Source organism: Streptomyces sp. NPDC053673, from assembly GCF_055585225.1.
On the sequence record NZ_JBVJKN010000026.1, the window covers coordinates 19,840 to 33,122 of the forward strand.

The following is a 13,283-nucleotide window of genomic DNA, read 5'->3' on the forward strand; positions in this document are numbered from 1 at the left end:
GCGGGCAGCGCCCCGGGGGTCAGGACACGATGTCCTTCCGGGCGAACCCGCGGAACGCCAGGGCGAACAGGACGAGTGCGTATGTCACCGAGACGGCCGTGCCCTTCAGCATCCCGCCCCACTCCAGCTGGGGCTGCAGCGCGTCCGCCCAGGCGAACTGCCAGTGCGCCGGCAGGAAGTCGCGCCAGGAGCCGAGTGCCGTCACCGCGTCCAGGACATTCCCGATGATCGTCAGACCGACGGCGCCGCCGACCGCGCCCAGCGGCGCGTCCGTCTTGGTCGACAGCCAGAAGGCCAGCCCTGCCGTGACCAGTTGGGAGACGAAGATGAATGCGACGACGAGCGCGAGCCGCGGCACGGTGTCCGCCGTCGCCAGGGAGCCCCCGGTGGGCAGCGCCAGCGGCCCCCAGCCGTACGCCGCCGTTCCCGCGGCGAGTGCGACCAGCGGAAGCAGCAGCATCGCCGCCGCGCTGAAGCCCAGCGCGACCGCCAGCTTCGACCACAGCAGCCGCGCCCGGGGCACGGGTGCCGCAAGCAGATAGCGAAGGGAGGACCAGCTTGCCTCGGACGCCACGGTGTCCCCGCAGAACAGCGCGACCGGCACCACGAGCAGGAAGCCCGCCGAAACGAAGAGGCAGGTCGCGGCGAAGTTCGCACCGGACGCGGTCGCCGTGTCCATCAGCGTGATCCGGTCGCCGCCCCCGCCGCGCTCGTCCGGAGTGCCGCCGATCGCGAAGGCGACGATCAGTACGAACGGCAGCACCGCCAGGATCGCTCCCATCACCAGCGTCCGCCGCCGCTTCAGCTGGCGTACCGCCTCGACGCGGAGCGGCAGGGTGTGCCGCGCCCGATAGCCGGGTGCGGTCGCCACGGTCGGTGCGTTGTGCACGGTGCTCATGCGGATGCTCCTCCGATCAGGGTGAGGAACGCGTCTTCCAGGCGTCGGTGCGGGCCGACGCCGGTCACCGGCACGTCCAGCCGTACGAGTTCGGCGATCAGACCGGCCGCGCTCGCGCCGTCCAGGCGGACCAGCAGCCCGTCTCCGTCGTCCGTGAGGACCGCGGAACCGATCCCGGGCAGGGCCGCGATCTTCTCCACGAGGGGTGCGGACAGTTCCTCGACGGTCGTCACCAGCAGGGTGTCACCCGAGCCGGTGATCTCCGCGACGGGGCCCGCCTGCACCAGCCGGCCGCGGTCCATGACGACGAGATGCGTGCAGGACTGCTCCACCTCCGCCAGCAGGTGGCTGGAGACGATGACGGTCCGGCCTCCGGCCGCGTACCGGATCATCACGTCCCGCATCTCACGGATCTGTGGCGGGTCGAGTCCGTTCGTCGGCTCGTCGAGGATCAGCAGATCCGGCAGACCGAGCATGGCCTGCGCGATGGCGAGGCGCTGCCGCATGCCCTGCGAGTAGGTGCGCACGGCGCGGGCGAGCGCGTCGCCGAGGCCCGCGATCTCCAGGGCCTCCTCGATGTGGGAGTCCTCGGCAGGGCGGCCGGTCGCACGCCAGTACAGCTCCAGGTTCTCCTGGCCGGACAGATGCGGTAGGAAGCCCGCCCCTTCGACGAATGCGCCGACCCTGGAAAGCACGGGCGCACCGGGCCTGATGGCGTGCCCGAAGACGCGGATCTCGCCGTCGTCGGGAGCGATCAGCCCCATCAGCATGCGCAGAGTGGTGGTCTTGCCGGCGCCGTTCGGGCCGAGGAGTCCGAGCACCTGGCCCTTCTCGACACGGAAGGAGAGGTCCCTCACGGCGTACCGGTCGGCGGACTTGGCATAGCGCTTGGTCAGTCCGCTGATCTGCAGGGGTACGTCGGCGAGCTCAGGGGCGGGCGCGGGGGCCGTGGTGCGGCGGCGGGCGGTGAACAGCAGCACGGCGGCGACTGCCGCGCCCGCGGCGGGCAAGCCCCACACCCACCAGGGCATCCCGGCGGCCTGGGTCGTGACGCCGGGCGCGGTGGGCACCGTCAGCTTCCCTGCGAGGGCCACGGTGTACGTGGTCGGCGCGGCCGGTGACGCGTAGCCGAAGTCGGTGGCGGCGAGGACGAGGCGGAGCCGGTGGCCGGCCTCGACCTCGTGGTCCACGGCTGGCAGCGTCAGCTCGACGGTCCGGCCCGGCTTGGCGCCCTGGACCCGGACCGGGGAGACGAGCTGCGCGGGCAGCACCTGCTGACGGCCGTCGGGGCCGACGTCGTACACCTTGCCGAAGAGGACCGCTTCGCCGTTGTCGGACGTCACCGTGGCCCGGACGGTGGGCGAGCCGGTGATCCGGGTGCGCCGGTCCAGCGGCTGGGAGTCGAAGCGGGCGTACTGCCCGGGGAAGTCGAGGGAGAGCCCGACGCCGAGAGAGGACAGTTGCGACAGCCCGCCGCCGACGCCCGGCACCGTGGAGATGGCGGGCGGGTTCGCCCCTGCCGGATTGCGGAAGGTCTGCGCACGACCGTCGAGTTCGAAGGTCTGTCCGTCGGCGCGCAGGCCCGGGTAACCCGCCGCGGTGGCCCCGCGCAGGGTCGCCTGCCCGTCGGTGGAGTCAACTCCTCCGGTCCTGCTGACGCGGAACACCGGGCCGGTGTCCGCGGACTCGTTCCCGTTCAGATACCGGTCGAACCATGCGGAGACGCGCCCCTGGATCCTGTCGGCCTCCAGGTCCCCGCCGTCGTGACCGCCCGCGATCCAGTCGACGGCGACAGGCGCACCGTTCCCCTTGATCGCCTTGGCCATCGCGTCGGCGTGCGAGAGCGGGAAGAGCGAGTCGGACTGGCCCTGCACGATGAGCGCGGGCACCTTGATGCGGTCGGCGACGGCGGACGGGCTGCGCGCCTCCAGCTGCGCGCGGGCCTCGGCATCGGGTCGGCCTGCGGTGGCGACACGTTCGTACATCGCACAGAGAGTGGGCTGGAAGCGCCCGCACGCGGATGCGGCGGCTCCTGCGGTCCGACGGGCCGACGCCGAACCCGCCGCAGGCCGTTCGGCAGAGCCGCCGTCGGCAGCCGGGCTGTCGTCGTCGCGCCCGGCCGCGCCCTGTCCGGTCCCGGCGGGTGTGTCCGTCCCCGCCGGGACCTCCGCGTCCGGTGCGGGTCCGGATGTGCCCACGGAGCCGGTGGTGAAGAAGATGCCTGCCCAGAGTTTCTTGAAGACCCCGTCCGGGAACAGCGCGTCCGCGAGGTTCCAGTACGTGATTTCGGGAGCGATCGCATCGACGCGCCGGTCGTACCCCGCCGCGAGGAGCGAGACCGCCCCGCCGTACGAGGCACCCGTCACCCCGACGCGGGGGTCGCCCGTCGCGTCCAGGCGGACTTCCGGGCGCATGGCGAGCCAGTCGATGAGCCGGGAGACGTCCTTGACCTCGTGATCCGGGTCGTTGAGCCCGATCTCGCCGGTCGAAGCGCCGAAGCCGCGCGCGGACCAGGTCAGTACGGCGTACCCGTCACGGGCCAGCGCCTCCGCCTGTTCCCGTACGGAGTCCTTGCTGCCGCCGAAGCCGTGTCCCAGCAGCACTGCGGGCCGCCGCCCGGTGCCGGAGGCGGCAGACGTGAAGAACGAGGTGTCGATGCTCGCTCCCGGCATGGGCAGCGCCTGGTCCTCGCGGTGCACGGAGGGCTCGTCGTCCGAGGCCGCCGCTGTCCACGTACCCGCGCCTGCCAGCACGGCAAAGGCAGCGATTCCTGCGAACCATCGCCCGCGTCGCCGAGGCACGCTCGCCCGCCGGGGAAGTCGGATCTTCATGGTTGAAACCTTAAGCGGACGTCCATGCCGACCGCGGCTGCCGCCGGGCGGAACTCAGCGACCTCCTCGGGTAGTACCCGCTACCGTCCTCGTACACCAGACGCGGTACACGAAGGCCGGACCGGCCCGAGGAGGAGCTGCCATGGAGATCCGCCGCGCGACGACCGTCGCCGAGCTCCTTTCCGCCGGGCATCTGTACGACGGGCCGGCTCGCACGGAGTGGGCGGAGCGCTTCCTGGCAGCGCCCGGGCATCTGATGCTGATCGCGTACGTCGACGGCGCGCCGGCCGGGATGGTCTCGGGCATCGAGATGCTCCACCCGGACAAGGGCGCGGAGATGTGTCTGTACGAGCTGTCGGTGGACGAGGGGTACCGGCGGCGCGGGATCGGAAGAGCGCTGACCGAGGCACTGGCGGCGGTCGCCCGGGAGCGCGGCTGCTACGACATGTGGGTCGGTGTCGACACCGACAACGAACCGGCGCTGGCGACGTACACCTCCGCACATGCCGTGAACGAGGGTGAATTCACCTCACTGACCTGGGAATTCATGACCGATGACGGTTCGGGCGATTCGCGCTGACGGACCGCTGGAGCGCAACCGCCGGGGCGTGCACCGCTGATATCGGTGATGTCCGCCAAATTCGGTACGGCACCCTGGCATTGCCTTGAACCCATCGGTAACAACCTCTTGTCTGCTCGATCACTGCACGAGACGCTGTCCTGCACATCCGCACGAGCCATGCGGATTTTGTCGTGTTCCGATCAAAGAAAGGTCAGGTGCACGAGATGAGATTTACTGCCCGGCGCTCCATACGCATGAGCGCGCTGCTCCCCGCAGTCGCCCTCGCAGCCGGTCTCCAGTTCGCCGCCACCCCCACCGCGCAGAGCGCGCCCCTCGGCGATCTCCGTCTCGCCCCCACTGCAACCGCGGTCCAGGACAGCTGGATCGTCGTCCTCAAGGACGGCAGCACCCGTGCCGCCGATCTCGGTGTGACCCCCAAGCACACCTATCGGTCCGTCCTCGAGGGATTCTCCGCGTCGATGTCCAAGGCGAAGGCCGCCAGCCTCGCCGCCGATCCGCGCGTCGACTACGTCGAGCAGAACGCCACCGTGCGGCTCAACGACACCCAGTCGAACGCCACCTGGGGCCTCGACCGCGTCGACCAGCGGAACCTCCCGCTGTCGACGACGTACACGTACAACACCATCGCGTCGAATGTGAACGCGTACATCATCGACACCGGCATCCGCACCTCGCACAGCGAGTTCGGCGGCCGGGCGAGCATCGGAACGGACACCGTCGGCGACGGCCGGAACGGCCAGGACTGCCAGGGCCACGGCACGCATGTCGCGGGCACGGTCGGCGGCAAGACCTACGGTGTCGCCAAGAGCGTGAAGCTTGTCGCGGTCCGCGTGCTGGACTGCCAAGGGTCAGGCACGACGGAGGGCGTCATCGCCGGTGTCGACTGGGTGACGGCGCACGCGGTCAAGCCTGCCGTCGCCAACATGAGTCTGGGCGGCGGAGCCAGCGCCGCCCTGGACAACGCGGTGAAGAAGTCCATCGCGTCGGGCGTCAGCTACTCGATCGCGGCGGGCAACGGCATTCTCATCGGCATCCCCGTGAACGCGTGCAACTACTCCCCGGCCCGCGTCCCCGAGGCGATCACGGTCGGCGCGACGGACAACACGGACCGCAGGGCGTCGTTCTCCAACTACGGCACCTGCCTGGACCTGTTCGCGCCGGGGGTGAACATCACGTCGGCGTGGAAGGACAACGACACCGCGACGAACACCATCTCCGGTACGTCGATGGCCACGCCGCACACAGCGGGCGTCGCAGCGCTCTACCTCGCGAACCACCCCACGGCCACCCCGGCCCAGGTCCGCGACGCGCTGGTGAACAACGCAACGAGCGGCAAGATCGCGGACGCGCGCACGGGCTCCCCGAACAAGCTGCTGCACTCGCTGTTCTGACATCGACGCTCGCCGCTGTTCATCGCTTTCGTCGACGTTCGGCTCTGTTTGTCACTGTCCGGCTCGTGCTTGTCGCTGTTCGACGGTCAGTGCATGAGATGCCCGAGGAGCTCCACCCCATCCGGGTAGGGCCGCTCCTCGGGCATCAGCCTTTCCGCACCTCCAGATCCCCGGCGCGCACCACGCAGGCATCGGGCAGTCGTGCGGTCGGCGTGCTGGTTCTCGTGTCGCCCTTCATCGGTCCGGCGACCATCCGTTAGGCTCGCGCCGCCCAGACAGGTCCCGATCTTCACGGAGGGCAGGACGACGGGGATCAATCGAGAACGCCTCGTCAGAACACTGACGTTCTGGCTGCGGCCTGCCTTCGCGCTGCGGGTCATCAACCGGTTCCAGAAGATCATGGGTTTCGACCGCTCGATGGCGCTGGCCTCCAGCGCCTTGACGACCTTGATCCCGCTCTCCATCCTCCTCGGCGCTGTCTTCGCGCACTACGACGCCGCAGAGCGGATCATCAGGCGCTACAACCTCACCGGAGCAAGCGCCACGGCAGTCAGCTCGCTGTTCTCTCCTGCCGAAGGGGCCAGTGCGAGCGTGGGCATGTTCGGAGTCGTGTTTCTGACGATCTCGGTGCTGAGTTTCGCGCGAGCCGCGCAGCGACTCTTCGAACAGGCATGGGAACTCACGCCCCTCAGTATGCGCAACACGCGCAACGGCTTGTGGTGGATCCTCACTCTCGGTGGCTACGCACTGGTCAATGCGTTGCTCTCCGCGCTCCTTGGCAGGGGCGCGCTGGGTGTAGTCGCCTTGGTGTGTGGGGTACCGGTGACCGCTGTGTTCCTCGTCTGGAGCGGCTGGATCCTGTCAGCGAAGCGGATCTACTGGCTGGATCTGCTTCCCTTCGGCGTCACCGGCGCCGTTCTGGCGGTGGCCTATTCAGTGGGTACAAAGATCTACATGCCGCATCTCTTCAACTCCTCCGTCGCACGCTACGGGGTAGTCGGTGCCGTCTTCGCGATGATCTCGGCCCTCTTCGCAGCCATGCTCGTCCTTGTCGCATCGGTGGCACTGGGACGAGAAGTACGAGACGAGCTCAGCCGGATCCGTCAGGGCGACCGCCCTTCCGACCACGAAGTCCGCCAGCAGTGGGACAGCGTGGTCGAGCAGACTCGGTCACAGTGGCGCACGGTACGGGAACAGGTTTCTCATCATCAGATCAAGGGCTCGAACCACTGATGGGCACGGCCGGCCACCGAAGACGACCGCGCGACCCGTACGGGGTGAGGGTTCCGTACGAGCCGCGCGGCGTGGGGAAGAGTCCGGTCGAGTGTCAGTGGTTGCGCGGGAAGCCCAGGTCCACGCCCGCCGGGGCCTCGGAGGGGTCCGGCCAGCGGGTGGTGACGACCTTGCCGCGGGTGTAGAACTGCACGCCGTCGTTGCCGTAGATGTGGAGGTCGCCGAAGAGCGAGTCCTTCCAGCCGCCGAAGCTGTGGTAGCCCACCGGCACCGGAATCGGCACGTTCACACCGACCATGCCTGCCTGGACCTCCATCTGGAAGCGGCGGGCGGCGCCGCCGTCGCGAGTGAAGATCGCGGTGCCGTTGCCGAACGGCGAGGCGTTGATGAGCTCGATGCCCTCCTCGTACGTCTTGGCGCGCAGCACGCACAGCACGGGGCCGAAGATCTCGTCCCGGTATGCGTCGGAGTCGGTGGAGACCTTGTCGAGGAGCGACAGACCGATCCAGTGGCCGTCCTCGAAACCGTCCACCGTGTAGCCCGTGCCGTCGAGGACGACGTCGGCGCCCTGGTCCGCCGCGCCGTGGACGTACGAGGCGACCTTGTCGCGGTGGGCCTTGGTGATGAGCGGGCCCATCTCGGACGTGGGGTCGTTGCCCGGGCCGATCTTGATCTTCTCGGCGCGCTCACGGATCTTGTCGACCAGCTCGTCACCGATCGCGCCGACCGCGACGACCGCGGAGATCGCCATGCAGCGCTCGCCCGCGGAGCCGTACGCGGCAGAGACGGCGGCGTCGGCCGCGGCGTCCAGGTCCGCGTCCGGGAGGACCAGCATGTGGTTCTTGGCGCCGCCGAGCGCCTGGACGCGCTTGCCGTTGGCCGACGCGGTGGTGTGGATGTGCCTGGCGATCGGCGTCGAGCCGACGAAGGAGACCGCCGAGACGTCGGGGTGCTCCAGGAGACGGTCGACCGCGACCTTGTCGCCGTGGACGACATTGAACACGCCGTCCGGAAGGCCCGCCTCGGCCAGCAGCTCGGCGATCTTCAGCGACGGGGACGGGTCCTTCTCGCTCGGCTTGAGGATGAAGGTGTTTCCGCAGGCGATGGCGAGCGGGAACATCCACATCGACACCATCGCCGGGAAGTTGAACGGCGTGATGCCGGCGACGACGCCGACCGGCTGGCGGATGGCCGCGACGTCCACCCGGTTCGACACCTGGGTGGACAGCTCGCCCTTGAGCTGGGTGGTGATGCCGCAGGCCAGGTCCACGATCTCCAGACCGCGGGCGACCTCGCCCAGCGCGTCCGAGTGGACCTTGCCGTGCTCGGCGGTGATCAGCTCGGCGATCGCGTCGCGGTTGGCGTCCAGCAGCGCGCGGAAGCGGAAGAGGATCGTGGTGCGCTGAGCCAGGGAAGACGTGCCCCAGGTGGCGTACGCGGCCTTCGCGGCGGCGACCGCCGCGTCGACCTCCTCGACGGACGCGAGTGCGACCTGCGTGGTCACAGCTCCGGTCGCCGGGTCGGTGACCGGGCCCCAGTTGCCGGACGCGCCCTCGACGGTCTTGCCACCGATCCAGTGGTTGACGGTCTTCGTCATGACGAAAAGCTCCTTCAGATCCTTCAGAGATGGCGGCGTCGGGCTGCGACTTGCCGGTCGTACTCCTCTCGTGCCTTGACCGCCGACGGGCGGGTCGCGGTCTCGGCCACGGGAACATCCCACCACGCCTGGGCCGGGGGCGCGCCCGACACAGTGTCTGCCGTTTCGGTCTCGGCGTAGACACATGTGGGGCGGTCCTCCGCGCGGGCCTCCGCGAGGGCTTCGCGCAGGTCACGCACGGTCTTGGCCCGGATCACCCGCATCCCGAGGGACGCTGCGTTGGCCGCGAGGTCGACCGGGAGCGGGGGCCCCGTGTACGTACGGTCGGGCTCCCGGTAGCGGTATGCGGTGCCGAACCGCTCGGAGCCGACCGCCTCGGACAGCCCGCCGATCGACGCGTACCCATGGTTCTGGAGGATCACCACCTTGATCGGGATGTTCTCCTGGACCGCGGTGACGATTTCGGTGGGATTCATCAGATACGTACCGTCACCGACGAGGGCCCACACGGGCCGGCCGGGCGCTGCCATCGCGACGCCGATCGCGGCGGGAATCTCGTAACCCATACAGGAGTAGCCGTACTCGACGTGGTACTGGTCGCGCGAGCGGGTCCGCCACAGCTTGTGGAGATCGCCCGGAAGGGACCCCGCGGCGTTGATCACGATGTCGTCCTCGTTGATCAGGGTGTCGAGTACGCCGAGGACCTGCGGCTGAGTGGGGCGCACGTCCTCGTCGCGCGTCTCGTACGCGGCGTCGACGCGGTGCTCCCAGCGCTCCTTGTCGTCGGTGTACTCCGTCTCGTAGGTGTGCTCCACATGGTGGCCGTGGAGGGACGCGATGAGACCGTGCAGGCCTGCCCGGGCATCCGCGACGAGCGGGAGGGCGGAGAGCTTGTGGGCGTCGAAGCCGGTGATGTTGAGGTTGAGGAAGCGGACGTCGGGGTGCGTGAAGAGGGTGCCGGAGGCGGTGGTGAAGTCGGAGTAGCGGGTGCCGACGCCGATGATCAGGTCCGCGGCGCGCGCCAGCTCGTCGGCGGTCGCGGTGCCGGTGTGGCCGATGCCGCCGACGTCCTGTGGATGGTCGTGGCACAGCGAGCCCTTGCCCGCCTGGGTCGAGGCCACGGGGATGCCGGTCGCCTCGACCAGCGTCTTGAGGGCGATCTCCGCGCGGCTGTGGTGCACGCCGCCACCCGCGATGATCAGGGGGCGACGGGCCGACCGTACCGCCGCGGCCGCCGCCCCCAGTTCGTCCGGGTCCGGCATCGGGCGGCGTACGTGCCAGACGCGCTCGGCGAAGAACTCCTCCGGCCAGTCGTACGCCTCGGCCTGCACGTCCTGCGGCAGCGCGAGCGTGACCGCGCCGGTCTCGGCGGGGTCGGTGAGGACCCGCATAGCGGCGAGGGCGGCCGGGATCAGTGCCTCGGGGCGGGTGATCCGGTCGAAGTACTTCGACACGGGACGCAGGCAGTCGTTGACGGAGACGTCCCCCGCGTAGGGGACTTCCAGCTGCTGGAGGACCGGGTCGGCGGGACGGCTCGCGAAGACGTCGCCGGGCAGGAGCAGCACGGGGAGCCGGTTGATCGTGGCAAGGGCCGCGCCGGTGACGAGGTTCGTGGCGCCGGGGCCGATGGAGGTGGTGACGGCGTGGGTGGAGAGCCGACCGCACTGGCGGGCGTAGCCGACGGCCGCGTGCACCATGGCCTGTTCGTTGCGGCCCTGGAAGTACGGCATGCCGTCGCCGGACTCGCCGGTTTCGAGGAGGGCCTGGCCGATTCCCGCGACGTTGCCGTGGCCGAAGATGCCCCATGTGGCGCCGATCAGCCGCTGCCGGTGGCCGTCGCGCTCGGAGTACTGGCGGGCGAGGAAGGCGACGAGGGCCTGGGCGGTCGTGAGGCGGCGGGTGCCGGGGCGGCGCGTGCTGGGTCCCGTGCTCATCGGTAGCCCTCCGTGTGATCGGGGTGGAAGCAGATCCGCCATTCCCGCTCGGGCCCCGGGCCCGCCATGACGTTCAGGTAGTACATGTCGTGGCCCGGGGCGGCGATGGACGGGCCGTGCCAGCCGTCGGGGACGAGAACGGCGTCGCCGCTGCGGACCTCGGCGAGCAGGTCGGTGCCGCCGGGGCGGGACGGGGACACCCGCTGGTAGCCGAAGCCGTGCTCGCCCTCGATCTCGAAGTAGTAGATCTCTTCCAGTCTGGTCTCTTGGCCGGGCCGGTGCTCGTCGTGCTTGTGCGGCGGATACGACGACCAGTTACCGCCGGGGGTAAGCACCTCGACGGCGATGAGGCGGTCACAGTCGAAGGAGCCGGCGGCGGCGAAGTTGTGCACCTTGCGCGCACAGCTGCCGGTTCCGCGGTCTTCGACGGGGACCTCCGGCGCGGGGCCGTAGCGAGCGGGGAGTCGTCGCTCGCATTTCGCTCCTGCCAGGGCGAAACGGCCTCCCGCGCCGGAGGCGATCTGTGCATGGGCGTCGCGCGGCACGTACGCGAAGTCGGTGACTCCGGCGAACACGCCCTGCCTGCCCTGCAGTTCCATGGTCGTGCCGTCCGTCTGCACCGAACATCCGCCGCTCAGCGGAAGCACGATCCACTCGCTGTCCCCGGTGCCCAGCAGATGCGAACCGCCCGGGGGCAGCTCCAGGATCCGCAGCGCGGAGTAACCCCACCCGGCCGTCTTGGGGTCGATGTCCAGCGCGTACGGCCCCTCGGCCGCGGTGCCTGCCCGTACATGCATGTGGTCGTCCATGAGTTCTCCGTACCCCCTAGAGCAGTCCTACGGCCGTATCGACGGCCCCCGCCACATCGCCGTCGACCGGATAGAGCAGTGAGCGCCCCACCACCAGTCCCTGGACCGTGGGCAGTTGCAGAGCTCCGCGCCATTTCTCGTACGCCCGCTCCTGCCCCCCGGCCGAACCGCCCACTTCACCTCCGAGCAGCACGGCCGGCAGTGTCGAGGTCTCCATCACGCGGGCCATGTCGTCCGGGTTATCGGTGACCGGGACCTTCAGCCATGTGTACGCCGACGTGCCCGCGAGGCCGGAGGCGATGGCGATGGAGCGGGTGACGGCCTCGGCGGACAGGTCGTTGTGCAGGTGACCGTCGACACGGCGGCAGATGAACGGCTCGACGAAGACCGGCAGCCGGTACGCGGCCATTTCGTCGATTGCCCGGGCCGTGGAGTGCAGCGTCTCGAGGGAGCCCGGGTCGTCGTAGTCGATACGGAGCAGCAGCTTGCCTGCGTCGAAGCCGAGCCGGGCCAGGTCCTCCGCGCGGTATCCGGTGAAGCGGTCGTCCAGTTCGAAGGCGGCGCCCGCGAGCCCGCCACGGTTCATCGAGCCCATGACGACCTTGTCCTCGAGGGCGCCGAGGAGAAGGAGGTCCTCCAGGATGTCGGCGGTGGCGAGGACCCCGTCGACGCCTGGGCGCTCCAGGGCAGTGCAGAGGCGCTCCAGCAGGCCGATGCGGTTGGCCATGGCCAGCCGCTGATCGCCGACGGCGAGGGCTCCGCGGGCGGGATGGTCGGCTGCGACGATCATCAGCCGGCCGCTGCTCCCGACGAGTGGGCGCCTCCGCCGACGGGCGGCCGCCTCGGCGACGGCCTCGGGGCGGTGCGCCCTGATCCTGACGAGGCCGGCGACATCGACGCGGGTCACGACGCTGCCCCGGGTGCGGCACCGGGGCCGGGAAGGGGGTCCTGGTCCGGGTCCGGGCCGGGTGCGATACCGGATGCGGGGCCCGGTGGGTGGCCGTCGAGGAGAGCGTCCACTTCGGTGGTGTAGGGCATGGCCGAGGAGCAGGCGAGGCGGGAGGCGACGATCGCTCCCGCGGCGTTCGCGAACCGCATCACCCGCTCCAGCTCCCAGCCGGCCAGCAGCCCGTGCACCATCGCCCCGCCGAACGCGTCACCCGCACCGAGTCCGTTGACCACTTCGACCTCCACCGGCGGGACCTCGGCGGTGGTGCCGTCCCGGTGGACGGCCAGGACTCCCTTGGGTCCCTGCTTGACCACGGCCAGTTCGACCCCGGCACCGAGCAGCGCTCGGGCCGCGGCATACGGTTCGCGCTCGCCGGTCGCGATCTCGCACTCGTCGAGATTGCCGACGGCGACGGTGGCGTGAGCGAGGGCCTGTACGTAGTACGGCCTCGCTTCGTCCGGAGCCGCCCGGGCCGCGCTCTCCCAGAACATCGGGCGCCAGTCGAGGTCGAAGACCGTCGTACCGGACTTCGCCCGGTGTTCCAGAGCCGCGAGGGTCGCGGTCCTGCTCGGCTCCGCGCACAGGCCCGTGCCGGTCATCCAGAAGACCCGTGCCGAGCCGATGGCCGCCAAGTCAAGGTCATCCGCGCTTAGTTCGAGATCGGGTGCCTTGGGCTGGCGGTAGAAGTACAGCGGGAAGTCGTCCGGCGGGAAGATCTCGCAGAACGTGACCGGTGTGGGCAGTCCCGGCACCGCCGTCACCCAGCGGTCGTCGACCCCGAACTCCCGCAGCGCCTCGTGGAGATACTCCCCGAAGGCGTCCTGACCCGTGCGGGTGACGACCGCGGAGCGGCGACCGAGCCGGGCCGCCGCCACCGCCACATTCGTGGCGGAGCCGCCGAGGAACTTCCCGAAGGTCTCGACGCGCGCCAGCGGCACCCCGGTCTGCAGGGGGTAGAGGTCGACTCCGATCCGGCCCATCGTGATCACGTCGTACGGCTGAGGCATACGTGTCCTTTCGGTTCCACGCCCGGCTGCCCCCTGGTCTAGCCCGCTCTC

10 protein-coding genes are annotated in these 13,283 nt (G+C 70.1%); 3 read left to right on the forward strand and 7 right to left on the reverse strand.

Features of this window, described 5'->3' with window-relative positions:
- Positions 1-19 precede the first annotated feature (19 nt).
- On the reverse strand, positions 20-898 hold the full coding sequence (locus ACZ6ZQ_RS28880; RefSeq protein ID WP_469771441.1) for an ABC transporter permease: 879 nt from the start codon (positions 896-898) through the stop codon (positions 20-22).
- Positions 895-3,729, reverse strand: a complete 2,835-nt coding sequence (locus ACZ6ZQ_RS28885; protein ID WP_469771442.1) for an alpha/beta fold hydrolase — start codon at positions 3,727-3,729, stop codon at positions 895-897. The genes ACZ6ZQ_RS28880 and ACZ6ZQ_RS28885 overlap by 4 nt, the downstream gene beginning before the upstream one ends.
- Positions 3,730-3,871: 142 nt before the next feature.
- On the opposite strand from ACZ6ZQ_RS28885, the gene ACZ6ZQ_RS28890 reads away from it, so the two are divergent.
- From ACZ6ZQ_RS28890 to ACZ6ZQ_RS28900, 3 genes are all read left to right on the forward strand, one after another.
- Positions 3,872-4,309 (forward strand): GNAT family N-acetyltransferase, encoded by a 438-nt coding sequence (locus ACZ6ZQ_RS28890; RefSeq protein ID WP_469771443.1) that lies wholly within the window; start codon positions 3,872-3,874, stop codon positions 4,307-4,309.
- Between the two features lie 206 nt (positions 4,310-4,515).
- Positions 4,516-5,703 carry a S8 family peptidase gene (locus ACZ6ZQ_RS28895; protein ID WP_469771444.1) on the forward strand — a complete coding sequence of 396 codons (1,188 nt, stop codon included), beginning with the start codon at positions 4,516-4,518 and terminating at the stop codon, positions 5,701-5,703.
- Positions 5,704-6,102: 399 nt separating this feature from the next.
- Positions 6,103-6,936, forward strand: coding sequence for a hypothetical protein (locus tag ACZ6ZQ_RS28900; RefSeq protein WP_469771445.1), 834 nt, complete (start codon positions 6,103-6,105; stop codon positions 6,934-6,936).
- A gap of 94 nt (positions 6,937-7,030) precedes the next feature.
- Here the strand turns inward: ACZ6ZQ_RS28900 and ACZ6ZQ_RS28905 are convergent, their stop codons facing one another.
- Genes ACZ6ZQ_RS28905 through iolC form a run of 5 tightly spaced genes read right to left on the reverse strand, consistent with a single transcriptional unit; the run spans position 7,031 to position 13,232 of the window.
- Positions 7,031-8,533 carry a CoA-acylating methylmalonate-semialdehyde dehydrogenase gene (locus ACZ6ZQ_RS28905; protein ID WP_469771446.1) on the reverse strand — a complete coding sequence of 501 codons (1,503 nt, stop codon included), beginning with the start codon at positions 8,531-8,533 and terminating at the stop codon, positions 7,031-7,033.
- Positions 8,534-8,556: 23 nt separating this feature from the next.
- A complete protein-coding gene (gene iolD, locus ACZ6ZQ_RS28910; RefSeq protein WP_469771447.1) occupies positions 8,557-10,467 on the reverse strand; it encodes a 3D-(3,5/4)-trihydroxycyclohexane-1,2-dione acylhydrolase (decyclizing) in 1,911 nt (636 codons plus the stop codon).
- Entirely contained in the window at positions 10,464-11,276 is an 813-nt protein-coding gene (gene iolB, locus ACZ6ZQ_RS28915) for a 5-deoxy-glucuronate isomerase (RefSeq protein WP_469771448.1), read from the reverse strand. The genes iolD and iolB overlap by 4 nt, the downstream gene beginning before the upstream one ends.
- 16 nt (positions 11,277-11,292) lie before the next feature.
- Positions 11,293-12,183 (reverse strand): Cgl0159 family (beta/alpha)8-fold protein, encoded by an 891-nt coding sequence (locus tag ACZ6ZQ_RS28920; RefSeq protein ID WP_469771449.1) that lies wholly within the window; start codon positions 12,181-12,183, stop codon positions 11,293-11,295.
- Positions 12,180-13,232: a 5-dehydro-2-deoxygluconokinase gene (gene iolC / locus ACZ6ZQ_RS28925; protein ID WP_469771450.1), complete on the reverse strand. Its 1,053-nt coding sequence runs from the start codon at positions 13,230-13,232 to the stop codon at positions 12,180-12,182. Before iolC ends, ACZ6ZQ_RS28920 begins: the two co-directional genes overlap by 4 nt.
- Positions 13,233-13,283 lie beyond the last annotated feature (51 nt).

Bases quoted from the DNA above. Each gene is read 5' to 3' on its own strand.
- ACZ6ZQ_RS28880 (WP_469771441.1), bottom strand. From the start codon at position 898: ATGAGCACCGTGCACAACGCACCGACCGTGGCGACCGCACCCGGCTAT.
- ACZ6ZQ_RS28885 (WP_469771442.1), bottom strand. From the start codon at position 3,729: ATGAAGATCCGACTTCCCCGGCGGGCGAGCGTGCCTCGGCGACGCGGG.
- ACZ6ZQ_RS28890 (WP_469771443.1), top strand. From the start codon at position 3,872: ATGGAGATCCGCCGCGCGACGACCGTCGCCGAGCTCCTTTCCGCCGGG.
- ACZ6ZQ_RS28895 (WP_469771444.1), top strand. From the start codon at position 4,516: ATGAGATTTACTGCCCGGCGCTCCATACGCATGAGCGCGCTGCTCCCC.
- ACZ6ZQ_RS28900 (WP_469771445.1), top strand. From the start codon at position 6,103: ATGGGTTTCGACCGCTCGATGGCGCTGGCCTCCAGCGCCTTGACGACC.
- ACZ6ZQ_RS28905 (WP_469771446.1), bottom strand. From the start codon at position 8,533: ATGACGAAGACCGTCAACCACTGGATCGGTGGCAAGACCGTCGAGGGC.
- iolD (WP_469771447.1), bottom strand. From the start codon at position 10,467: ATGAGCACGGGACCCAGCACGCGCCGCCCCGGCACCCGCCGCCTCACG.
- iolB (WP_469771448.1), bottom strand. From the start codon at position 11,276: ATGGACGACCACATGCATGTACGGGCAGGCACCGCGGCCGAGGGGCCG.
- iolC (WP_469771450.1), bottom strand. From the start codon at position 13,232: ATGCCTCAGCCGTACGACGTGATCACGATGGGCCGGATCGGAGTCGAC.